Here is a 20,763-nt window from a genome sequence, read left to right on the forward strand (position 1 = left end):
TTTTTTTAATACCACCCTTTTTACTTTTTTTTTAAAATATCCCTACTCATAATTTTAAACATTTTATTTTTTTTTCCCGTGTTTCACTCTTTTTTTTTTTCCAAAAAAAAATAAAAACATTTCTTACCAAAAAAAACCCCACGTCATGGACAGCACACCGCACACCATTCCCGCCACCGACGGCTACCCGCTGGGCGCCATGCTCTGGAGGGCCGCCGGCACGCCGCAGGGCGTGGTGGTCATGCATCCGGCCACGGGCGTGCCGCAACGCATCTACCAAGCGTTCGCCAAGTTTCTGGCCGAACGCGGCTTCCACACCATCACGTATGACTACCGCGGCATCGGCGCATCCCGGCCCAAGAGCCTGCGCCGCTTTGCTGCCCGCATGCGCGACTGGGCGTTGCTCGACGCCGAAGGCGTGATGCGATGGGCAAGGGCTCGTTACCCGGAGCTGTCGCAACTCGCCGTCGGGCATTCGGTGGGCGGTCACGCCATCGGCTTGTGCAGTGCGGACTGGGATGTCGCGGGCGTTGTGCAGGTGGCCTGCCACACGGGCAACTCGCGCTTTATCCGTCAACGTGGCGAACGTTGGCGCGTGGAGCTGATCCTGCGCGGCGTTGGGCCACTGATGGCGCGGCTGATCGGCTACGTACCCGGCAAGCGCATGGGCATGGGCGAAGACCTGCCGGGCGGCGTCGCCATCGAATGGGGCGCGTGGGCTGGCATGCAGCGCTATTTTTTCGACGACCCGACGCTCGGCGCTATCGAGCGCTTCAACCGCGTGACGCATCCGGTGCTCGTCTATGGCTTTGACGACGACCCGTGGGCCACGCCCGCCGCCATCAACGCGTTGACGATGCATTTCACGAACACGTGGGTCGAACGCCGGCAGATCGCGCCCGCGCAGGCCGGTGGCGCGGTGGGGCACATGGGCTTCTTCCGCGCGCAGTTCGCCGCCACGCTGTGGCCAGGTCTGGTGGATTGGCTGAGCGAGCGAGCTGCAGCCACGCGCGCTGAAGCGGTGGCCGCATGACCGCGCCTGATCGTCGCCTTGTCTATCTGATCAGCGTCGGGCAACGCCGCTTGCAGCGCTGGATTCAAACGCGCACCGCCGAGGGTGTGACCGCCGCGCAGTCTGGCCTGCTGTTCTTCCTGGAAAAGAACGACGGCGCGTTGATGCGCGAAGCCGGTGCCGCGCTGGACCTCGGCCCCTCTGCGATGAGCGGGCTGGTCGATCGTACCTCCGACGCCGGCCTGATCGAGCGCCGCGCCGATGCCAAGGATGGCCGCGCCTGGCAGCTCTGGATCACGCCCGCCGGACGTGAAGCCTTGGCAGAAACACGCAACGGCCTGGCCGAGCTGAATGCGCGGCTGACCGAAGGCTTTACCGACGCCGAGATCGATGTTGTCGCACGCTGGCTCGCCAGCCTGCAAACCAAGTTCCCCAACGGAGACGAGCAATGAGTGAACACATCCAGAGCCGCACCGCCGATGGCGTGCTGACGCTCACCCTGGCACGCGCCGACAAGAAGAACGCCATGACCGACGCGATGTACGGCGCGCTGGCCGATGCGCTGGACGCCGCCGAGCGCGACAACACCGTGCGCGTGGTGCTGCTGCGCGCTGAAGGCGACATGTTCTCCGCCGGCAACGACATCGGCGAATTCGCATCGATTGCCATGACCGGTGGCAAGGGCGATGGCGAACGCAACGTCATCCGCTTCCTGCATGCGCTGGCACGTGCCACGCGCCCGCTGGTGGCCGCAGTGCAGGGCCGCGCGGTCGGTATCGGCACGACTATGCTGCTGCATTGCGACTTCGTGCTCTTGGCGGACAACGCGCAGCTTTCCACGCCGTTCGTCAATCTGGCGCTGGTGCCGGAAGCGGCATCGAGCCTGCTGATGCCCGCGCGCCTGGGCCATGTGCGCGCGTTCGAGATGTTCGCGCTGGGCGATGCGGTGAGCGCGGAATCGGCGCTCGCGTGGGGTTTGGCGAATCGGGTGGTGCCGTTGTATCAGCTCGGCACGGAGGCGGAGGCCATTGCGGCGCGATTGGCGCGCCAGCCGCTGGGCGCCCTGACTGAAACCAAGCGCCTGATGCGCGATGCCGAACTGCTCAAGCAGCAGATGGATGCGGAGAGCGCCTGCTTTGCGCAGCGCCTGAAGTCTCCGGAGGCGCATGAAGCCTTCCGGGCGTTCGTCGATCGACGGCCGCCCAATTTCAACGCCGTGGCGCACTGAGCGCGGCGGTGTCTCCTTCGGCGGCCCTGGTCCGGCCGCCTTTTTTCATTCAAACCGCCAATCGCCCTTGCGTGGCTGCCACCGAAATCGTCGCTTCCATGCCGGCGGTAAAGCGCAGGTAATCGGCTTCCATGCCGTCGGAAAAGATCACGCCGTTCTCCGGCATGCGCGAGCGCAGCTTGAGCGGTTGGTCCGCATCCACATGCCCGAACACGAGCGTGGCCTGCGATGCGCGGCTCGGAAACGGCTCGCGCACGGCGAACGTCAGTTGCGGGGTGTCCCACGGTTCGGGTTCGTAGCGGAAGCCATCGCCGCCCGCATGCATGGCGCGCGCAACGCCCATCGAGCCGGTCACGATGCTCTTCAGCCACGCCGTCGAACCCAACCCCGTGGCGACGATGATCCCCGACGACGATTGCGCTTCGCGCCGCTCGCCCAGCTCGATTTCATACAGCGCAGACGCATGCGTGCGCGGCCCGATGAAGAGGTCATTGACGGCGCGCAGCACCTGCCCGTCGGACAGACGCGCTTCGGCCATCGTCACCGCTTTGGTAGGGCGCTTGTCGCGCGCCACGTCGGCTAGCACGGTGCCAAGGTCTTTCGGCTCGAAGGGCAGTAGCACGCCGTCCCAGCGGCCGGGCTCGGGGTTCAGGCCGATCAGCGGCTGGCCGTCGAGATACTTCATCGAGTTGGCGACCAGCCCATCTTGCCCAAGCGCCACGATGATGTCGTCCGGCGCAAAGATGAAGTTGGGCAGGTAGCCGCGGTCCACCACCTGGTAGCGGCCCCAGGCTTCCAGCGCGCGCACCGTAATTTCCAGGCTGCGCGCGTAGGCGGCGTTCTCGGCCACGTAGTCGGAAAAGTCGGCGCCCAGGTGTTCGAGATAGAACTTTGCCTGCGCCAGCGTATGGTGGCGCGCCACCAGTTCTTCAAGCCGGGTGCGGCGCGTCACCAGCACGACCTTGCGGCCATCGGTGCTCATGATGCGGCCCTGCCTGTTGTGCCGATTGTGCCGGTGGAGGCATTCATCAGCCCTTGCAGCAGTTCTGGCGACACGTTGAGCTGGCCGATGCGTTCGGCACGTTCGGCAATGCCGCCAAAGGCCTGTGCGATGAGCTGGCCAGGCTGCATGCCGGCCGCAGCAAGCGCGTTGACGATGCGCGGGTCGGCCTTTTCCAGCGCCTGCATGACGGCGGCCACGCGATAGGCCTCGGCTTCGGCCAGCGTGCGGCTGTTCTCGGCTTGGCCGGCCACGAAGGCCTTGCGCTGACCTTCGAGTTCCACATCGGCGGCCATCTGCTCATTGCGCAGGGCATTCTCCTTGCGCATCAAGGTGGCCTTGGCTTCCATCTGCGTCTCGCGAATCTGGCGCTTCTTCTGCTCGACGGCGATGTCGGTGTCCAGCTCGTTCTGGCGGATGGCGCGTTCGTTTTCCACGGCCGACATGCGGCGCAGATAGACGGCGTCGTCCGCGGCCTTGAGGTTGGACTCGCGTGCTTCGGCTTCCAGCGCGCGGGCAATGTCGGGCGTCGGCTTGACCGCCATGACGGACACGCCCAGGATCTCCAGCCCCAACGCAGCAATTTCAGGCTGCGCCGCCAGTTCGGCTTGTGCGGTGCGCGCGATGGCCGCCGATGCGCGCAGCGCTGCCTTCAGCTCCATCGCCTGCACGGCCTGCTGCACGATTACCTCCACTTGCTGCGCCACGCGGTCGCCCAGGCGCGTCGGGTCTTCCGACACGTAGCTCTGACCGTTCTTGGCGAGCGAGAAGTCCATCATCGCGGCGGTGCGGCGCGGATCGCTGATGCGGTACGTCACCTGACCCTGCACGGTCACGCTCTGGAAATCGGCCGTCACCAGTTCAAGGATGAACGGGCGGTCCTGGCTGGCCACCGGCACGGCCACCAGCGTGGTCGTCGGGCCGTAATAGAAGAACGAGAGGCCCGAGCCTTCGCGCACGACCTTACCTGCGCGGAACTGCATGAGGTGAACGGTGGGCTGCGACTTGATGAAACGGATGCCGAACATGGTGACCTCCCTTTTTGTGATTGAGTTGTACAGTACAACTTGTATTGGTTGGACAATACAACTTACTATTGAGGCCGTCAAGAAATTTGTGATTCGTCATGGCCACCCGATCGTCTGCCAAGTCCTTCCCACTGCCGTTCACCACCGTGGATGTCGTCATCTTCACGGTGCTGGATGACGTATTGCGCGTGCTGCTCGTTCAGCGCCCCAACGCCGAAGGGGAGCCCTTTCCCGGCACATGGGCGCTGCCCGGCGGATTTGTCGATACGGCCGTCGACGCCACGCTGGAAGACTGCGCGCGCCGCAAGCTGCTGGAGAAGACCGGCGTGGGCAGCCCGTATCTGGAGCAGTTGGGCAGTTGGGGCGGGGCCACGCGCGACCCGCGCGGCTGGTCGGCCACGCACGTCTACTTTGCGTTGATGCCGGCGCAGGGCGTGATGCTTGCCAAGGGCGCCAATGCGGCTGACGTGGCATGGTTTGCGGTGGACGATGTACTGCGCGCGCCAGAGCTAGCCTTCGACCACGCGGAAATCCTGCGCACTGCCGTCGAGCGTTTGCGCAGCAAGGTCGAATACACGTCGTTGCCGGCGTTTCTGCTGGCCGAGCCGTTCTCGCTGCCGCAGTTGCAGCGCATGTATGAGATCGTGCTCGGCCGTCCGGTCGACAAAAGCGGCTTCCGCACCCGAATGCTGTCGGCCAATTTTCTGGAAGAGGCGGGGGTGGCAGAAGGCGATTCGTACCGCCCCGCCAAGGGCTACCGGCTGATTGACCGTAGCGCGCCGGTCGTCTTTCCGCGCACCTTCAGCCCGCGCGCGGGGGATTCAAATACCTGAGCGGGGTGACGGGTGCCGTGACAGAGGGGGGCGGCGCACCAGGCTAAGGTTGCTCGTCGTCTTCCAAAGAAAATCGCTGCGCCGCGCGCGTGCCGTTGCGCACGGTCTCGTCAACCACTCCGCGGTGCACGAGCTTGTGTCCGCTGTCGGGCGCTACCGTTGGCTGTCCGTGGCTGCGGCGGCTGTCGATGCCGGCAATCGGCGCTTCCGGATCAGGCTCGGGCCTGGTGTTGGCCAACGACGCGTTGGAATAGATGACGTTGTCTTGCCACGGCGATGAGTCTTTGACCGCCTCCTGGCTTTTGCCGTCCGTGTCGATCGTGCTGCCGGAGGCTTCGGTGCCGGCGGCGTCTACAGAGCGGATGCGCTGTGATGCCTGCTGCACGGGGTCGGCCGGGCTCGGGCCTTGAATATAGGTGGTGCCTGCTTTGCCGACTTCACGCAGCGGCGGGCGGGCAGAGCGAAACTTTTCGGAGGGCATAACGGGCTCCTGAGTGAGAGCGGACGGCAAACCTGCCGCAACCGTCATGCCAGCGCAGCGTCTATGCGCGCTTGCGGGTGGCCCGTTTGCCTGCCTCCTGCAGGAACGCCACCGCACGCGGTTCCGTTGCGTACGCGCTATTGATGCGCACCCATGGCGATACCTCCAGGTTCGGGCGGAAGTAATGCCCGGGCGCCAACGTCACGCCGTGCTTCTCTGCGGTGGCCGCCAGATCGCGCGAATCCTCCACATGCGGCACACGCGCCCACAGGAAGTTGCCGCCCGAGGGATGGTGAAACACTTCCCAGCCCGCATCGGCCAGCACATCGAGCGACGCGATGACGGAGTCACCCGCGCGCTGGCGCAGCCGCTCCACATATTTGCGATAGGCACCGCGCTCGAGCAACGTGCTCACCACGGCCTCGGCAAAACGCGAGCCGCCCACGCTGGTGAGCATCTTCACGTTGGTCAGGTCATGCACCAGCTCGCGCTTGGCAATCAGGTAGCCCACCGGCAGCGACGCCGACACCGTCTTCGAAAATCCGCCCACGTAGATCACTTGGTCGAGCTGGTCCAGCGTTGCCAGCCGCGCGGTCGGATCGGCTTGCAGGTCGGCAAAGATATCGTCTTCCAGAAACGTGAAGCCGTGGCGCCGCGCCAGCTCAAGCAGCCGAAACGCGACCGGCGGCGACACGACCGAGCCGGTCGGGTTCTGCAGCACGCTATTGATGAAGAACAGCTTGGGCCGGTGTTCGCGCAGCATCGCTTCCGTGACTTCCACGTCGGGCCCGTCGCTCCGGCGCGGAATGCCGACCAGCTTCACACCATGCAAACGCAGCAGGCCGAACACGGTGTAGTAGCCCGGGTCTTCCACAAACACCGTGTCGCCGGGTTTGAGCAGGTGCCGCATCACAAGGTCGATCGCCTGGCTCGTGCCGGCGGTGATCAACACATTGGGCAGTTCCGCCTGGATACCAAGCTGGCGTGCTCGCATCATGACCTGATGGCGCAGCGCCATGTTGCCAAGTGGCGAGGAATAGTCGATCACCGCGTGCGTGTCGGTGCGAGAGACCTGGCGGATGGCCTGCGTCAGGCCGTCGACATCGCGCCAGTCGGCCGGCACGAACCCGCCGCCGAGCTTGAGCATGCCGTCGGGGTAACTGAACTGCTCGAAGATGTGTTTGGACTCAGCCTCTGCCCGGCGCGGGTCTGACCAGCCGCGCCCGTCGCGCCCGGTCAGGTTGCTCTCGGCCACATAGAAGCCCGAGCCGTGGCGCGAGTCCAGCAGGCCCAGCGAGACCAATCGGTCATACGCCTCGATCACGGGGAAGCGGCTGATGCCGTAATCGGCCGCCAGTTGCCGGATCGATGGCAGCTTGGCGCCGGGGCGCACGTCGTTGTCGCGGATCCACGCCTGCACGCCGGCCACGATCTGGTCGGCAATCGGCACGCGGGTGGTGGCATCGATGAGGAGTTTCATGGCGTAGAGGCGAGTCTGAAAGCTTATGAACAGATGCGGCCAACTGTTCAGTACTGTTCAGGCATTGTAGCCAAACACGCCGGAACGCGATGGTGCGGGTTATCACGCGGCGGGCCGCATTCTCCTCGGGACGATGCGCCTGGCTGGCTCCGTGAAAAGGGGGGGCGGCCCTTTCTTTCGCGCGTTTTGAGGCCGCATTCGGAAGCCCACCGAATACAAGCGACTGCGGCGATACTGGCGCATTACGCCCGGCGCATATAAATCGGGCGAAGGCCATGCACCTTCAAAGGAGAGGAGACAAATGCGTACGTCGTTCAAACGCCGTGGAGCCGTCATCGGGCGGCTGTTGCGCCTGGTCATTGCGGTTGTGGTGTTGGTGGCCGCTTACGTGGCGTTCAACACGTGGCGGCACAGCTCGCGCCAGCTTGATGTGCCCGCTGTCACGCCGATCGCAGTAGATGGCCCAGCCGCTGCGGCGCACCTAGCCGAAGCCGTACGCGCACGCACCGTGTCGAGCGCGACCGATGCGCAACTGAACGCCGACCAGTTCCGCCAGTTGCACGCCATGCTTGAGGCGCGCTATCCCAAGGCACATGCCGTGCTGCAGCGTGAGCAAGTGGGCGACTTTGCGTTGCTCTACACCTGGAAGGGCTCCGACCCGTCGCTAAAGCCCATCATGTTGATGGCGCACCAGGACGTCGTGCCCATCGCCCCTGGCACCGAAGGCGACTGGACCCAGCCGCCGTTCGACGGCGTGGTGAAAGACGGCATGGTCTGGGGCCGTGGCGCGTGGGACGACAAGGGCAACCTGATCTCGCAGATGGAGGCCATCGAGCTGCTGGCCGCCAGCGGCTTCAAGCCACGCCGCACCATCCACCTGGCCTTTGGCGCCGACGAGGAAGTGGGCGGTGAGCGCGGTGCCAAGCAGATCGCTGCGCTGCTCAAATCACGCGGCGAGCGTCTCGACTTCGTGATCGACGAAGGCCTGCTGATTACCGAAGGCGTGCTGCCGGGGCTCACCAAACCTGCGGCGCTGATCGGCGTGGCAGAGAAGGGCTTTCTCTCCGTGCAACTCAAGGTGGGGGCCACGCCGGGGCATTCGTCGATGCCGCCACCACACGGGCAGAGCGCCATCGCCATGATGAGCGCCACGCTCAAGCGGCTGGATGACGATCAATTGCCCGCCGGCATTCGCGGTGTTGCGCAGGAGATGTTTGCAACGCTGGCGCCTGAGATGCAGGGTTTCAGCCGCGTGGCGCTGTCCAACCTGTGGCTGTTCGGGCCGCTGGTGCAGAAGCAGCTGGAAGCGTCGGCCAGCTCCAACGCCATGCTGCGTACCACCACCGCGCTGACCATCGTGCAGGCCGGCAACAAGGACAACGTGCTGCCCGGCCGCGCCGAGGCCACGGTCAACTTCCGCCTGCTGCCTGGCGACACCATCGCTTCCGTCACCGCGCACGTGGAAGATGCCGCCAAGGCGGCGGCGCCCAACGGCAAGTTCGAACTGAGCCGGCTGCCCGGTTCGAGCGAGGCCTCGCCGGTGTCGCCCACGCAATCGGCGTCGTATCAGTTGATCAACAAGACGGTGCGCGAACTGTTCCCGGCAACGGTCGTGGCACCGGGGCTGATGATCGGTGCGACGGATTCGCGTCACATGATCGAGATTGCCGACCATGTGTATCGGTTCTCGCCGGTGCGCGCCAAGCCGGAAGACTTGCCGCGCTTTCACGGCACCAACGAGCGGATCACCGAAGCCAATCTGGTGGAGCTGATCCGGTTCTACCACCGGTTGGTGCAGCAGGCGGCTGGGGCTTGATGTCAGTGCGAGGCCGCCAGCAGCGTGTCGATGTGCGCGTCGTTGGTGGCTTCGGGGCGGCGCAGTTGCGTGCTGCGGCTGCCGTCTACTGAGATGGCTGTGTCGCCGTGCACGGTCACGCGGCGTACCAAGCGCGGCTGGTTGCCGTAATCGTTGATGGCGTAGTGCTGCGTGGCGCGGTTGTCCCAGATGGCGACGTCGTGCTGGCGCCATTGCCAGCGCACGGTGTTGTCGAGCCGCGTCACGCGGTTCTGCAGCAGCTCGAACAGCCGCGTCGATTCGCTGCCCGCCAAGCCGGTGAAGCGCTTGACGAAGTGGCCGAGCAGCAGGGCGCGTTCGCTGGTCTCGGGGTGCACGTGCACCACCGGGTGCGAGGCTTCATATACCGAGGCGGTAAACACCTCGCGGTGATGGCGCAGGCGTGCGCCGTCAATCTGCGTGCGCTCGGCGCCGTAGTCGTAATCGTTGGTGTGCACGGCCCAGAGTTGCTCGGCAAGCTGCTTGAGCGGGTCGGGCAACTGCTCGTAGGCGCGGGCGGTGTTGGCCCAGACAGTGTCGCCGCCGTAAGCGGGAATCGTCACCGCGCGCAGGATCGACACCTTCGGAAACGCATCGAGAAACGTCACGTCGGTGTGCCACGAATCGGCACGGCCACCGCCTTTTGATGCGTCGAGTTCAAATAGTTGCGTGCCGGTGGGTGCCGGCACGGTCGGGTGGGCGACGATGCGGCCGAAACGCTTGCCAAAGGCCTGATGCTCGTCGTCGTCCAGATGCTGCTGGTCGCGAAAGAACAACACCTTGTATTTGAGCAGCGCGGCATACAGGCTCGCAAACGCGTCTTCCGTCAGATCCGCGTCGAGCTTGAGATCGAGAATCTCCCCGCCGATGTGGCCGGCCACCCGGCGTACGCGCAGGGTGCCAAACGTGGTGTCGATGGCGGCATTGTGGTCGTGTGGCATGGCAGCTCCGTCAGGAATGGCGATGGACCATGCTAGCCAGCCGGCGCTCAACGGAAAACGAACGGTTTGACATATCCAAATGCAGTTCTGTCCGTCACTGCACTGAACTGTTCGCGAAAGATGCTGAACAGTTCAGCCAAACTGTTCACAACTGTTCATGTCAACGGCTTGAGCTGCCGCGCAAGATGGACCCGTGCCGATCCGCAGTCCCCATAAAAATCCCCCACGAACCCCGGCACAGGAGTCTCAATCATGCGCGAAATCAGAATCTTCGAACTGGACCGGCCGGGCGTGCCGGTGAGCTGGCGGTCGGCACGGGCCCAAACCATCGCCGCACAAGCCGGGCTGTTGTGGGTCACGCAAGAGCATCAGCGGCAGGACATCTGGCTCAAGCCAGGCCAGTCGATCGATGTACCGGCGGGCGTGCGCTTCTGGCTTTCCGGTGAACCGGTTGACGGCACGCCGGCGCGCTTTGCCGTGACCGAAGACATCAACGCCCCGCGCCGCCTGCTGCGCTTCATCGGTTTGCTGGTGGTGGCTGCGTATCGGCAGATTCTGCGTGACGACGGGCAAGATGCTGCGCGTACGCCGTCGGCACAGCGGATTGGCACCTAAGCCTCGCGTCAAGCCGGAAACACGAGCCGGAACTCGGTCCGCCCACCCGGCGGGCTGCTGGCCTGCACGCTACCGCCGTGCAGGTCCATGATGGTTTTGACGATGGCCAGTCCCAACCCGGTGGACTGGCTTGACTGCGCCCCGGATTGCGCTCGTGAGGGGTCGCCCCGATAGAACCGCTCGAACAGCAGCGGCAGGGCGGGGGCCGGAATGCCTGCCCCCGGGTTGCTCACGGCAATTGCGATGCCCTGCGGCATCAACTCGATCGCCACATCGATGCGCGCTCCGGCGGGCGTGTGACGCAGCGCGTTGTCGAGCAGGTTGTTGATCGCCCGGCGCAGCAACGTCGCATCTGCGCGCAGTTGCGCATCGCCGCGTACGTCGATGGTGATGTCACGGTCAGCAGCTACCGCCTCGAAGTAGTCGACCAGCACCTGGACCTCGTGCCGTGCATCCAGCGGCGCGATGGCCAGCGCCACGCGTGCGTGGTCCGCGCGTGCCAGGAACAGCATGTCTTCGATCATGTGCGACAGGCGCGCATATTCCTCCAGGTTGGATTCGAGCACGCTGCGGTATTCCTCGACCGTGCGCGGGTGGGCGAGCGTCACTTCAGTCTGGCCCACCAGATTGGCCAGCGGTGTGCGGAAGTCATGCGCCAGGTCTGCCGAGAACTGCGAGAGCCGCGCAAAGCCATCCTGCAGGCGCGTGAGCATGGCGTTGAGTGAAGCCAGCAAGTCGGCCAGCTCACGTGGCGCGCCCTGCAGCGTGAGGCGCGTATCAAGCTGGCTCGGCACCACGGCCGCTGCCTGATTGCCGATGCGTGCCAACCCGCGCAGCGTGCCGCGCACGAGCAACAGGCTCAGCAGCGCCACCGCTGCCACACCGCCGATCACAGCAAACACGATGTGGCGCTGGTATTTGGTCAGCAATGCTGCACGGCTGTCGCCATCCTGCGCGACCAGCACGATGACTTTTGCGGTGTTCTGCCCCAGCCATGCCTCCGCAGCCACGGCGCGCGATGCCATGCCCGTCATCGACGTCCAAGTCTGTACGGAAGACTCCGACGGCGGCACCGCAGCCGCAACCACCGGCGGCATCGTCACCTGTTCGCCCTCGGGGTTCACCTCAACGAGCGTGCGGCCTTCGGGCGTAGCAATGCGCAGGATCAGCCCATCGTGGCCCGACACCACATCGGTATAGCGGTGCGCGGTGCGCGCCAGATCGTCGGCGTTGAGCGCCTCACTGGCCAAATGGCGAAGCTGCGTGATCTTGCCGAGCAGCATTGCATCGTCAGCCACGCGCAGTTGCGCGTTGAGCGCGAAGTACAGATACGTGCCGGCCGCCGTGAGCGTGACGGATGCCACCACCACAAACGCCAGCACAAGCCTGCTGGCAAGCGATGCAGGCCAGCGCATCAGCGGCCTCATCAGCGATCCACCGCGTCCAGCACGTAGCCCATCCCGCGCAACGTGTGGATCAGCTTGTGCTCGAACGGGTCGTCCACCTTGGCGCGCAGTCGCCGGATCGATACATCCACCACGTTGGTGTTGCTGTCGAAATTCACATCCCACACCTGGGAGGCGATCAGCGATCGCGATAGCACCTCCCCCGCGCGGCGTGCCAGCAGATGCAGCAGCGCGTATTCCTTGGCGGTCAGGTCAATGCGTTGTCCTGCGCGTGTCACCCGGCGCTTGATCGTGTCGATCGTCAGGTCGGCAATTTCGAGGATCTCGCTTTCGCGCAGCGGGCCGCGCCGCAGGATGGTGCGCACACGCGCCACCAGTTCGGCAAAGGCGAAGGGTTTGACGAGGTAATCGTCTGCGCCCAGCTCCAGGCCTTTCAGGCGGTCGGCCAGTTCGTCGCGCGCGGTCAGGCACAGCACCGGCGTGCTCTTGCGGCGGCGCAGTTCCTGCAGCACCTGCCAACCGTCCATGCCGGGCAGCATGATGTCGAGCACGATCAGGTCGTAGTCATGCTCCATGGCCTGGAAGAGACCATCAGGGCCCGTGCGGGCAAGGTCAGCCACAAAGCCGGATTCCGTCAGTCCCTTGAGGAGGTAATCGCCCGCCTTGGGCTCGTCTTCAACAATCAGCAGTCGCATGATGAAAAATGGCGTGCGCTTGATGCCCCGCCAGTGCCGCCACGATATGCCAAAACCCCAGACGGCGGCACAAAGATGACAAGTTTGTCATCTTCGAGTCATGCCCGCGTGGTGCACCGCTCCCTAGACTGGCCCCACTGACATCGCCCCCCTTTCCTGTTTGCTGATGTCAGGCCTTTTGAAGGAGATTCTCATGTCGATCCGATTCCAACGCGTGCTTCCCCTGGCTGCACTGGCCGCAATGCTGGCAACCGGCACGGCCGTGGCCGCGCAAGACAATCAGAATGCCTGCTGCGCTCCGCAGATCAAGTCGATGGCCGCGCCGCTGGCCAAGGCCGGCGCGCGTGACCCGTACACCGATGGCGCCAAGTCCGGTACGCGTGACCCCTACACCGACGGCGGCAAAACCGGCGCCCGCGATGCGTACACGGACGGTGCAGCACAAACGGTGCTCGATGCCCGCGTCGGCGCCCGTGACCCCTACACCGATGGTGCAAAGACTGGCGCACGCGATCCGTACACCGACGGCGCGATTGCGTAATGCGCTGTTTCCAGCCCGCCGGGGCGGTCCTTTTGTGTCTTCTGGCCGCCCCGTTGGCCACCGCAGCGGCGACTGAGCCCGTCGCTCCGGTGGCGCTTTCTATGCCCGGTGGGTCTGCGGCTGCGTCATCCGAACGCGTGACGCTGCAGCAAGCCGTTGAACGCGCGGTGCAGTCGCATCCGGCGCTGGCCGCAGCCGGCTATGAAGTGGCCGCCAGTGAAGGCGCGCTCGACCAAGCCCGCCGACTGCGCAATCCCGAAGCCGCCTTCACGACAGAAGACGTTCGTCGCGACCGCGCCACGATGACGGCGCAACTGAATATCCCATTGGAACTGGGCGGCAAGCGCGGTGCCCGTACGCGCGCCGCAGAAATCGCCCGAGACGCCACGGCGCAAGATGCCGCCGTGCTGCAGGCCGAGTTGCGTGCGGATGTCACGCGGGCCTTCTTCGACCTCGTGATTGCGCAGGAGCGCCTGGTGCTCGCGCAGGCGTCGGATGCGTTGGCGGCCCAGGCCGAATCCGCCGCTGCGCGGCGCGTGCAGGCGGGAAAAGTGTCGCCGGTGGAGCAAACCAAGGCTGGCGTGGCCCGCGCAAGTGCCGCCATCGAACTGCGTGACGCGAATGCCGAGCTGCTGGTCGCCCAGCGCGCATTGGCGGCCTTCTGGGGCTCGCCTTCTGCGGCGCCCCAAGCCGATGGCAGCGCAGAGACGTTGCCCGTCGTGCCGCCAGAGGCACGCCAAGCGACCGGCACGCTGGAAAACTCGCCCCGCGCCATCCGCGCCCGTATGGAGATCGACCGGCGCCAGGCGCTCGCCAACGTGGAGCGCAGCAAGCGCGTGCCCGATGTGACGCTCACGGTGGGCGCCAAGCGCGACAGCGCCGCGAACAACAACATGGCGGTGCTCGGCATTGCTGTGCCTTTGCCGCTGTTTGATCGCAACCAGGGCAGCCAGCTCGAAGCACAGCGGTTGGCCGACAAGGCGCTTGAAGACTATCGTGCGCTGCAGCTTGAGCAGAACGCCACGCTCGCGCAGGACGTGGCGCGGCTCGACGCGGCCCGCGCCGCCGTGCAGTCGCTGCGGCAAGACGTATTGCCCGGTGCGCAGCGCGCGTATGACGCCGCACGCATCGGCTTTGATGCCGGCAAGTTCAATTTCCTCGATGTGCTGGACGCCCAGCGCACGCTGTTCCAGGCGCGCGCGCAATACCTGGCCGCGCTGTCCCGCGCGCATCAGGCGGCCGCCGGAATCGATCGCATCCTCGGCCGGTAGTGCGGCCCTTTCTTTCTGCTGACATGACACTTCCACCGAAACAACGGCGCGCCATCGCGCTCATCGTCGTGCTGGGTGCGCTGGCCGCTGCCGGGCTGTGGTTCGGCATGGGTGCGCGCCAGGCTGCGACGTCCGAGGCCGAGGCGGCACCTGCACCCGCCGCCACCGAGCAGGCCGAGGCACACCACGCCGAAACGCTTGCCATGACGGCCGAAGCCATCGCCAATGCAAAGATCGGCGTGGAAACCGCAGGCGCTGCCGAGCTGCGAACGGAGGTTGTCCTGCCCGGTGAAATTCGCCTGAACGAAGACCGCACCGCCCACGTGGTCCCCCGTGTGGCAGGCGTGGCGGAGAAGGTAGCGGTGGAGCTTGGCCAACCGGTAGCGCGCGGCCAACTGCTGGCCGTGCTGTCCAGCCCCGCGCTGTCGGATCAACGCAGCGAACTGCAGGCGGCCCAGCAACGCCTTGCGCTCGCGCAGGAAACGCACACGCGCGAAAAGCGCTTGTGGGAGCAGGGCATCGCCGCCGAACAGGATTACCAGCAGGCGCGTACATCGCTGCAGGAAGCCCGCATTGCGGCGGACAACGCTCGCCAAAAGCTGACGGCCATTGGTGCCGCGCCAGCGGGTTCGGCGTTGAATCGCTTCGAGCTGCGTGCACCGTTTGATGGCGTGGTGGTGGCCAAGCACCTGTCGCAGGGCGAGGCGGTGCAGGCGGAAACGGCCGTGTTTACCGTGGCTGATCTGCGCACCGTGTGGGCGGATTTCTCCGTTACTGCCAAGGATCTGGAGGCGGTCACGGCCAACGCCTTGGCCACCGTGCGCGCCACGGCCACCGGCACCGCCGTGCAAGGCAAGGTCTCGTACGTTGGCGCATTGCTGGGCGAGCAGACCCGCACCGCGCCCGCCCGCGTGACGCTCGACAACCCCAAGCTGGCATGGCGCCCGGGCATGTTCGTCAACGTGTCGGTTGAATCGGGGCGTGTGCAGGTGCCCGTGGCGGTGCGCGCCGATGCCGTGCAGACCGTGGATGACAAGCCGTCGGTGTTCGTGCCCGTGCCGACCGGCTTTGAAGTGCGTCCCGTCAAGACAGGCCGCACTGACGGCAGCTGGACGGAAATCCTGGAGGGTCTTCCCGCCGGCACGCACTACGCCGCAGCCAACAGCTACGTGCTGAAGGCCGAAGCCGGCAAGTCCGCCGACCACGGCCACTAAAGGGAGGCGCCATGTTTGAACGCCTCTTGCGCACCGTCATCGCTCAGCGCTGGCTGGTGCTGCTGGCCGTGCTGGCGGCCGCCGCGTTTGGCGCGTACAGCTACACGCGCTTGTCCATCGATGCGGTGCCTGACATTACCAACGTGCAGGTGCAGATCAACACCCCGGCACCGGGCTATTCTCCGTTGGAGACCGAGCAGCGCATCACCTATGCGCTGGAAACCGCCATGGCCGGCTTGCCGAGGCTGGAGCAGACGCGCTCGCTCTCGCGCTACGGCCTGTCGCAGGTGACGGTGATCTTCAAGGAAGGCACCGACATCTACTTCGCGCGCCAACTGGTGAGCGAGCGCCTGCAAGCCGCGAAAGAGCAATTGCCCGATGGCATTTCGCCAAGCATGGGGCCCGTCTCCACCGGCCTGGGCGAAATCTACTTGTGGACCGTGGAGGCCGATGCCAGCGCACGCAAGCCCGACGGCACTGCCTACACCCCCGCAGACTTGCGCGAGTTGCAGGACTGGGTGATCCGTCCGCAGATCCGCAACGTGCCGGGCGTGACGGAAGTCAACACCATCGGCGGCTTCGCAAAGGAATTCCTGGTGGCAACAAGCCCGGAACGCCTGGCTTCGTACAAGCTCACGTTGGCCGACGTGGTGGCCGCGCTTGAGCGCAACAACGCCAACATCGGCGCTGGTTATATCGAACGCAAGGGCGAGCAATACCTTGTGCGCGCGCCCGGTCAGTTGCGTGATGCGGCCGACATCGGAAACGTGGTGCTCGCCAGCCCCAACGGCACGCCGGTGCGCTTGCGTGACGTCGCCACCATCGAAAGCGGCAGCGAACTGCGCACGGGTGCGGCTACCAGCAACGGGCGCGAGGTGGTGCTGGGCACGGCGTTTCTGTTGATGGGCGAGAACAGCCGCACCGTTTCGCAGGCGGTGGGCAAGCGCATGCAGGAGATTCGCAAGACGTTGCCAGCGGGCATTCGTGTGGAGTCTGTGTACGACCGTACGGTGCTCGTCGACAAGGCCATCGCCACGGTCAAGAAAAACCTGCTGGAAGGCGCGATTCTGGTGATGGCGGTGCTGTTCCTCTTCCTGGGCAACCTGCGTGCAGCCTTGCTGACCGCACTGGTGATTCCGTTGTCGATGCTGATGACGTTCAGCGGCATGGTGTCGGCCAAGGTGAGCGCCAACCTGATGAGTTTGGGTGCGCTGGATTTCGGCATCATCGTTGACGGCGCCGTGGTGATCGTCGAGAACTGCGTGCGGCGCCTCGCGCACGCGCAGGAATCGCGCGGTCGACCGCTCACGCGCGCCGAGCGCTTTGAAGAGGTGTTCGAAGCCGCCCGAGAAGCACGTCGCCCGCTGCTGTATGGGCAGATCATCATCATGGTGGTGTACCTGCCAATCTTCGCGCTCTCGGGTGTGGAGGGCAAGATGTTCCACCCGATGGCGATCACGGTCGTGCTGGCACTGGCTGCGGCCATGATTCTTTCCATCACGTTTGTGCCGGCTGCCGTGGCGTTGTTCATTGGCGAACGCGTGGCTGAGAAAGAGAACCGCCTGATGGGCTGGGCGCGCCGCATGTATGCGCCGCTGCTTGAGCGCGTCTTGGCCGCGCCCGCCGTGGTGCTGACTTTTGCAGCGGTGGCCGTATCGGTCTCGCTGGTGGCTGCCACCCGCCTGGGCGCAGAGTTCGTCCCCAACCTGAACGAGGGCGATTTCTCCATCCAGGCGATGCGCGTGCCGGGCACGGGCCTCGCGCAATCGCTGGACATGCAGATGCAGATCGAGCGCGCGCTCAAGGCGAAGTTTCCCGAGATCGAGCGTGTCTTCGCGCGCACCGGCACGGCGGAAGTCGCGACTGACGTGATGCCGCCCAGCATCTCCGACGGCTACATCATGCTCAAGCCCGAGCGCGACTGGCCCGCCGGCCCCGACGGCAAACGCCGCAACCGTGACCAATTGCTCGCCGACATTCGTACCACGGTGGAAGCACTGCCCGGCAATGCATACGAGTTCTCGCAGCCGATTCAGTTGCGCTTCAACGAGCTGATCTCCGGCGTACGCAGCGATGTGGCCGTCAAGCTCTTCGGCGACGACATGGGCGTGCTGGAAGCGCAGGCCAGGATCATTGCAGCGCAGCTCGGCAAGCTGACCGGCGCAACGGAGGTGAAGATCGAACAGACCGGCGGGCTGCCGTTCCTGAACGTCGACATCGATCGTGACAAGGCTGCGCGCTACGGCCTCTCGATCGGGGCGATTCAGGACACGGTGTCCGCAGCCATCGGCGGTAAGGATGCGGGCACGGTCTTCCAGGGCGACCGTCGTTTCGGCATTGTCGTGCGCCTGCCGGAAACCTCACGCAGCGACCCGGCTGCACTGGGCCGCTTGCCGCTGGCGTTGCCGAACGGCCAGGGCTACGTGCCGCTGTCGGATGTCGCCACGCTCAACGAGGCCACGGGTCCCAACCAGGTCAGCCGCGAAGATGGCAAGCGCCGCATCGTCGTCAGCGCCAATGTGCGCGGGCGCGATATTGCCTCGTTTGTGGAAGAGGCGCAGGCGGTGCTCGATGCGCAGGTGCGTCTGCCGGCCGGTTACTGGATGGCGTGGGGCGGGCAGTTCGAACAGCTGCAGTCAGCCACTGAGCGCCTGCAGATCGTGGTGCCGCTGGCGCTGGCCATGGTGCTCACGCTGCTGTTCATGATGTTCGGCAATCTGAAGGATGGTTTGCTCGTGTTCTCGGGCATTCCGTTTGCGCTGTCGGGCGGCATTCTGGCGCTGGCGTCGCGCGGTATTCCGCTGTCGATTTCAGCGGCGGTGGGCTTCATCGCGTTGTCGGGCGTAGCAGTGCTCAACGGGCTGGTGATGCTGAGCTTCATCCGCAGCTTGCGCGAGAGCGGCCAGTCGGTCGACGAGGCCGTGCGTGAGGGTGCGCTCACACGCTTGCGCCCGGTGCTGATGACGGCGCTGGTGGCGTCGCTCGGCTTCGTGCCGATGGCGCTGGCAACCGGCACGGGCGCGGAGGTGCAGCGGCCGCTGGCGACGGTGGTGATTGGCGGGATTCTGTCGTCGACGGCGCTGACGCTGCTGGTGCTGCCGGTGCTGTACCGGCTGGCCTATCGACGGGAGGATGGGCGAGAAGGCGCCACGGCGCAGGCAGATTCGGCAGTGCCGTCTGCTACGCCGTAACGGCGGCGCTTATTCCGCTTGCAGTGCGGCGATGATCTTCTCGGCGTGGGCCTTGAGCTTGTCGCTGTCGGCCTGCACGCGGGCGTGCGGTTGCAGCGGGGTATCGCTGTAGCGCGGCAGCACGTGAAAGTGCACGTGCGGCACCGTCTGGCCGGCAGCGCTGCCATTGAGCTGGAAGACTGCGATGCCCGGCGGCGTGAACGCAGCACGCACGGCGCGCGCCAGCTTGCGGGTGGTGCGGATGGCGGCCGATGCGGCATCGTCCGACAGGTCGAACAGCTCTGCCGCGCCTTCCTTGGGCAACACCAGCACGTGGCCGTCGGCCTGCGGCATGATGTCCATGAAGGCAAGCGTGTGGTCGTCTTCGTACACCTTGATGCAGGGCAGCTCGCCGCGCAGGATCTTGGCGAAGATATTCTGGTTGTCGTAAGTCGCGTCAGGCATGGGTGTCTCCAATAAGCGGGAAATGCACGGGAAAGCGCTGCGCGAAAGTATATAGGCGACCGGCGACGGCGCGCATGGCGCAGGTTTGGCGCAGATCAAGCCGGGCTGTCGTCCACCGACAGCGGCGCAGCCACGTGTTCTAGCGGTTTGCGTTCGGCCGCTGTCCCCCAGCAAGCCTGCACAGCGGCGGCCAGCAGCATCAGCACCGCGCCAAACGCATAGCCGCCGAACACGGCACTGCGCGAGTGCGTATCGATCAGCCAGCCGAACAGCGCCGGCCCGGCCACGCCGCCAAGCCCCGTGCCCACGGCATAGAACAGCGCGATGGCCAGCGCGCGCACCTCGAGCGGAAAGGTTTCGCTCACCGTCAGGTACGCCGAGCTGGCGGCGGCCGATGCAAAGAAGAACACCACGGTCCACGCGATGGTCTGCGTGGTGCCATCGAGCACACCCGCCTTGAACAGCGCCCCACTCACCAGCAACAGCACGCCGCTGATGGCGTAGGTCGCGGCAATCATCGTGCGCCGGCCCACCGCGTCAAACAATCGCCCCAGCAGCAGCGGCCCGAGAAAATTGCCCAGTGCGAATGGCAACAGATATGTGCCGACCTTCGTTGCGGGCACGTCATAGAAATCGGTCAGCACCAGCGCGTAGGTGAAGAAAATCGCGTTGTAGAAAAATGCCTGTGCCGCCATCAGCGCGAGGCCCACGAGCGCGCGTTGCCGGTGCTGCACGAACAGCACGCGCGCGACTTCCATCAAGCGTGGATGGCTGCGGCTGCGCATGCGCAATGCTGGCAGCGGCGCGGTATCGAAGCGATGGCCGCGCGCGGCGATTTCGCTTTCGATGTCCTGCACGATGGTTTGCGCTTCTTCGTGCCGGTCGCGCGTGATGAGCCAGCGCGGGCTTTCCGGAATCCAGAAACGCATCACCAGAATGATGAGCCCCAGCAGGGCGCCGATGAAGAAGCACAGCCGCCAGCCGGTGTCGAGGCTCATGTGCGCCGGGTCCAGCAGCCACAATGACGCGCCTGCGCCCACCGCGGCGCCGATCCAGAACGTGCCGTTGATGGCGAGATCCGTCCAGCCGCGCACGCGTGCCGGCGTCAGCTCCTGGATGGTCGAGTTGATGGCCGCATATTCACCGCCGATCCCTGCGCCTGTGAGCACGCGAAACACGACGAGGCTGGCAAAGCTCCACGAAAACGCTGTCGCCAGCGTGGCCAGGATGTAGACGCCCAACGTGATGAAGAACAGCTTGCGGCGGCCCAGTCGATCCGTCATCCAGCCGAACAGCAGTGCGCCGAACACCGCACCGACCAGGTATGCGCTGCTGGCAATGCCGACCTGCGCGTTGGTGAGATGCAGCGAGGGGCTTTGCTTGAGGGCGCCCGCCACAGCGCCGGCCAGCGTCACCTCCAGGCCGTCTAGCAACCACGTAATACCCAGCGCAATGACCATGCGCGTGTGAAAGCGGCTCCAGGGCAGGCGATCGAGCCGGCTGGGCAGGTCGGATGTGTGAAAGGCTGGCGATTCGGGCATCGCGGCGC

Annotated in this window: 19 protein-coding genes; 10 read left to right on the forward strand and 9 right to left on the reverse strand. The window is 65.3% G+C overall.

Annotation, left to right across the window (positions count from 1 at the left end; all coding sequences use genetic code 11):
- Nucleotides 1-145 precede the first annotated feature (145 nt).
- The 3 genes from ACCD03_RS10835 to ACCD03_RS10845 are packed head-to-tail and all read left to right on the forward strand — an operon-like array spanning nt 146 to nt 2,240.
- Complete coding sequence (locus ACCD03_RS10835) at nt 146-1,033, forward strand: serine aminopeptidase domain-containing protein (protein WP_413411512.1); 888 nt, start codon at nt 146-148, stop codon at nt 1,031-1,033.
- Nucleotides 1,030-1,464, forward strand: a complete 435-nt coding sequence (locus tag ACCD03_RS10840) for a MarR family winged helix-turn-helix transcriptional regulator (RefSeq protein WP_413411513.1) — start codon at nt 1,030-1,032, stop codon at nt 1,462-1,464. The genes ACCD03_RS10835 and ACCD03_RS10840 overlap by 4 nt, the downstream gene beginning before the upstream one ends.
- Nucleotides 1,461-2,240 (forward strand): enoyl-CoA hydratase-related protein, encoded by a 780-nt coding sequence (locus ACCD03_RS10845; protein ID WP_260782038.1) that lies wholly within the window; start codon nt 1,461-1,463, stop codon nt 2,238-2,240. Before ACCD03_RS10840 ends, ACCD03_RS10845 begins: the two co-directional genes overlap by 4 nt.
- A gap of 49 nt (nt 2,241-2,289) precedes the next feature.
- Here the strand turns inward: ACCD03_RS10845 and ACCD03_RS10850 are convergent, their stop codons facing one another.
- Both ACCD03_RS10850 and ACCD03_RS10855 read right to left on the reverse strand, forming a co-directional pair.
- Nucleotides 2,290-3,222, reverse strand: coding sequence for a sugar kinase (locus ACCD03_RS10850; protein ID WP_413411514.1), 933 nt, complete (start codon nt 3,220-3,222; stop codon nt 2,290-2,292).
- The gene (locus ACCD03_RS10855) at nt 3,219-4,268 is read right to left on the reverse strand and encodes an SPFH domain-containing protein (RefSeq protein WP_413411515.1); all 1,050 of its coding nucleotides are present in this window, start codon (nt 4,266-4,268) and stop codon (nt 3,219-3,221) included. Before ACCD03_RS10855 ends, ACCD03_RS10850 begins: the two co-directional genes overlap by 4 nt.
- Nucleotides 4,269-4,366: 98 nt before the next feature.
- On the opposite strand from ACCD03_RS10855, the gene ACCD03_RS10860 reads away from it, so the two are divergent.
- The gene (locus tag ACCD03_RS10860) at nt 4,367-5,101 is read left to right on the forward strand and encodes an NUDIX hydrolase (protein ID WP_325651161.1); all 735 of its coding nucleotides are present in this window, start codon (nt 4,367-4,369) and stop codon (nt 5,099-5,101) included.
- A gap of 43 nt (nt 5,102-5,144) precedes the next feature.
- On the opposite strand, the gene ACCD03_RS10865 is transcribed toward ACCD03_RS10860, so the two are convergent.
- Nucleotides 5,145-5,582, reverse strand: coding sequence for a DUF3005 domain-containing protein (locus ACCD03_RS10865; protein WP_325651159.1), 438 nt, complete (start codon nt 5,580-5,582; stop codon nt 5,145-5,147).
- Between the two features lie 61 nt (nt 5,583-5,643).
- Complete coding sequence (locus ACCD03_RS10870; RefSeq protein WP_024977656.1) at nt 5,644-7,062, reverse strand: PLP-dependent aminotransferase family protein; 1,419 nt, start codon at nt 7,060-7,062, stop codon at nt 5,644-5,646.
- 301 nt (nt 7,063-7,363) lie between these two features.
- On the opposite strand from ACCD03_RS10870, the gene ACCD03_RS10875 reads away from it, so the two are divergent.
- Nucleotides 7,364-8,878 carry a M20 family peptidase gene (locus tag ACCD03_RS10875; RefSeq protein ID WP_413411516.1) on the forward strand — a complete coding sequence of 505 codons (1,515 nt, stop codon included), beginning with the start codon at nt 7,364-7,366 and terminating at the stop codon, nt 8,876-8,878.
- A gap of 2 nt (nt 8,879-8,880) precedes the next feature.
- Here the strand turns inward: ACCD03_RS10875 and ACCD03_RS10880 are convergent, their stop codons facing one another.
- A complete protein-coding gene (locus ACCD03_RS10880; RefSeq protein ID WP_413411517.1) occupies nt 8,881-9,837 on the reverse strand; it encodes a TauD/TfdA dioxygenase family protein in 957 nt (318 codons plus the stop codon).
- Nucleotides 9,838-10,089: 252 nt separating this feature from the next.
- On the opposite strand from ACCD03_RS10880, the gene ACCD03_RS10885 reads away from it, so the two are divergent.
- Complete coding sequence (locus ACCD03_RS10885) at nt 10,090-10,452, forward strand: DUF2917 domain-containing protein (protein ID WP_045203446.1); 363 nt, start codon at nt 10,090-10,092, stop codon at nt 10,450-10,452.
- An 8-nt stretch (nt 10,453-10,460) separates the two neighbouring features.
- Here ACCD03_RS10885 and ACCD03_RS10890 read toward each other — a convergent pair whose 3' ends face one another.
- Both ACCD03_RS10890 and ACCD03_RS10895 read right to left on the reverse strand, forming a co-directional pair.
- Nucleotides 10,461-11,870: a heavy metal sensor histidine kinase gene (locus ACCD03_RS10890; RefSeq protein WP_413411584.1), complete on the reverse strand. Its 1,410-nt coding sequence runs from the start codon at nt 11,868-11,870 to the stop codon at nt 10,461-10,463.
- 8 nt (nt 11,871-11,878) lie between these two features.
- Nucleotides 11,879-12,553 (reverse strand): heavy metal response regulator transcription factor, encoded by a 675-nt coding sequence (locus tag ACCD03_RS10895; protein WP_413411518.1) that lies wholly within the window; start codon nt 12,551-12,553, stop codon nt 11,879-11,881.
- A 193-nt stretch (nt 12,554-12,746) separates the two neighbouring features.
- Here ACCD03_RS10895 and ACCD03_RS10900 point away from each other — a divergent pair, with 193 nt between their 5' ends.
- From ACCD03_RS10900 to ACCD03_RS10915, 4 genes are read left to right on the forward strand one after another with little or no spacing between them, the layout of a single operon-like run.
- A complete protein-coding gene (locus tag ACCD03_RS10900) occupies nt 12,747-13,094 on the forward strand; it encodes a hypothetical protein (RefSeq protein ID WP_413411519.1) in 348 nt (115 codons plus the stop codon).
- Nucleotides 13,094-14,365: a TolC family protein gene (locus ACCD03_RS10905; RefSeq protein ID WP_413411520.1), complete on the forward strand. Its 1,272-nt coding sequence runs from the start codon at nt 13,094-13,096 to the stop codon at nt 14,363-14,365. The genes ACCD03_RS10900 and ACCD03_RS10905 overlap by 1 nt, the downstream gene beginning before the upstream one ends.
- Before the next feature lie 23 nt (nt 14,366-14,388).
- On the forward strand, nt 14,389-15,579 hold the full coding sequence (locus ACCD03_RS10910; RefSeq protein ID WP_413411521.1) for an efflux RND transporter periplasmic adaptor subunit: 1,191 nt from the start codon (nt 14,389-14,391) through the stop codon (nt 15,577-15,579).
- 11 nt (nt 15,580-15,590) lie between these two features.
- Nucleotides 15,591-18,770 carry an efflux RND transporter permease subunit gene (locus tag ACCD03_RS10915; protein ID WP_413411522.1) on the forward strand — a complete coding sequence of 1,060 codons (3,180 nt, stop codon included), beginning with the start codon at nt 15,591-15,593 and terminating at the stop codon, nt 18,768-18,770.
- A gap of 9 nt (nt 18,771-18,779) precedes the next feature.
- Here ACCD03_RS10915 and ACCD03_RS10920 read toward each other — a convergent pair whose 3' ends face one another.
- Nucleotides 18,780-19,214 carry an HIT family protein gene (locus ACCD03_RS10920; RefSeq protein WP_253541433.1) on the reverse strand — a complete coding sequence of 145 codons (435 nt, stop codon included), beginning with the start codon at nt 19,212-19,214 and terminating at the stop codon, nt 18,780-18,782.
- Nucleotides 19,215-19,309: 95 nt separating this feature from the next.
- A complete protein-coding gene (locus ACCD03_RS10925) occupies nt 19,310-20,755 on the reverse strand; it encodes an MFS transporter (RefSeq protein WP_413411523.1) in 1,446 nt (481 codons plus the stop codon).
- Between the last annotated feature and the right edge of the window lie 8 nt (nt 20,756-20,763).

This window comes from Ralstonia sp. Ralssp135 (assembly GCF_047304345.1).
Classification (GTDB): Bacteria; Pseudomonadota; Gammaproteobacteria; order Burkholderiales; family Burkholderiaceae; genus Ralstonia; species Ralstonia chuxiongensis.

Bases quoted from the DNA above. Each gene is read 5' to 3' on its own strand.
- ACCD03_RS10835 (WP_413411512.1), top strand. From the start codon at position 146: ATGGACAGCACACCGCACACCATTCCCGCCACCGACGGCTACCCGCTG.
- ACCD03_RS10840 (WP_413411513.1), top strand. From the start codon at position 1,030: ATGACCGCGCCTGATCGTCGCCTTGTCTATCTGATCAGCGTCGGGCAA.
- ACCD03_RS10845 (WP_260782038.1), top strand. From the start codon at position 1,461: ATGAGTGAACACATCCAGAGCCGCACCGCCGATGGCGTGCTGACGCTC.
- ACCD03_RS10850 (WP_413411514.1), bottom strand. From the start codon at position 3,222: ATGAGCACCGATGGCCGCAAGGTCGTGCTGGTGACGCGCCGCACCCGG.
- ACCD03_RS10855 (WP_413411515.1), bottom strand. From the start codon at position 4,268: ATGTTCGGCATCCGTTTCATCAAGTCGCAGCCCACCGTTCACCTCATG.
- ACCD03_RS10860 (WP_325651161.1), top strand. From the start codon at position 4,367: ATGGCCACCCGATCGTCTGCCAAGTCCTTCCCACTGCCGTTCACCACC.
- ACCD03_RS10865 (WP_325651159.1), bottom strand. From the start codon at position 5,582: ATGCCCTCCGAAAAGTTTCGCTCTGCCCGCCCGCCGCTGCGTGAAGTC.
- ACCD03_RS10870 (WP_024977656.1), bottom strand. From the start codon at position 7,062: ATGAAACTCCTCATCGATGCCACCACCCGCGTGCCGATTGCCGACCAG.
- ACCD03_RS10875 (WP_413411516.1), top strand. From the start codon at position 7,364: ATGCGTACGTCGTTCAAACGCCGTGGAGCCGTCATCGGGCGGCTGTTG.
- ACCD03_RS10880 (WP_413411517.1), bottom strand. From the start codon at position 9,837: ATGCCACACGACCACAATGCCGCCATCGACACCACGTTTGGCACCCTG.
- ACCD03_RS10885 (WP_045203446.1), top strand. From the start codon at position 10,090: ATGCGCGAAATCAGAATCTTCGAACTGGACCGGCCGGGCGTGCCGGTG.
- ACCD03_RS10895 (WP_413411518.1), bottom strand. From the start codon at position 12,553: ATGCGACTGCTGATTGTTGAAGACGAGCCCAAGGCGGGCGATTACCTC.
- ACCD03_RS10900 (WP_413411519.1), top strand. From the start codon at position 12,747: ATGTCGATCCGATTCCAACGCGTGCTTCCCCTGGCTGCACTGGCCGCA.
- ACCD03_RS10905 (WP_413411520.1), top strand. From the start codon at position 13,094: ATGCGCTGTTTCCAGCCCGCCGGGGCGGTCCTTTTGTGTCTTCTGGCC.
- ACCD03_RS10910 (WP_413411521.1), top strand. From the start codon at position 14,389: ATGACACTTCCACCGAAACAACGGCGCGCCATCGCGCTCATCGTCGTG.
- ACCD03_RS10915 (WP_413411522.1), top strand. From the start codon at position 15,591: ATGTTTGAACGCCTCTTGCGCACCGTCATCGCTCAGCGCTGGCTGGTG.
- ACCD03_RS10920 (WP_253541433.1), bottom strand. From the start codon at position 19,214: ATGCCTGACGCGACTTACGACAACCAGAATATCTTCGCCAAGATCCTG.
- ACCD03_RS10925 (WP_413411523.1), bottom strand. From the start codon at position 20,755: ATGCCCGAATCGCCAGCCTTTCACACATCCGACCTGCCCAGCCGGCTC.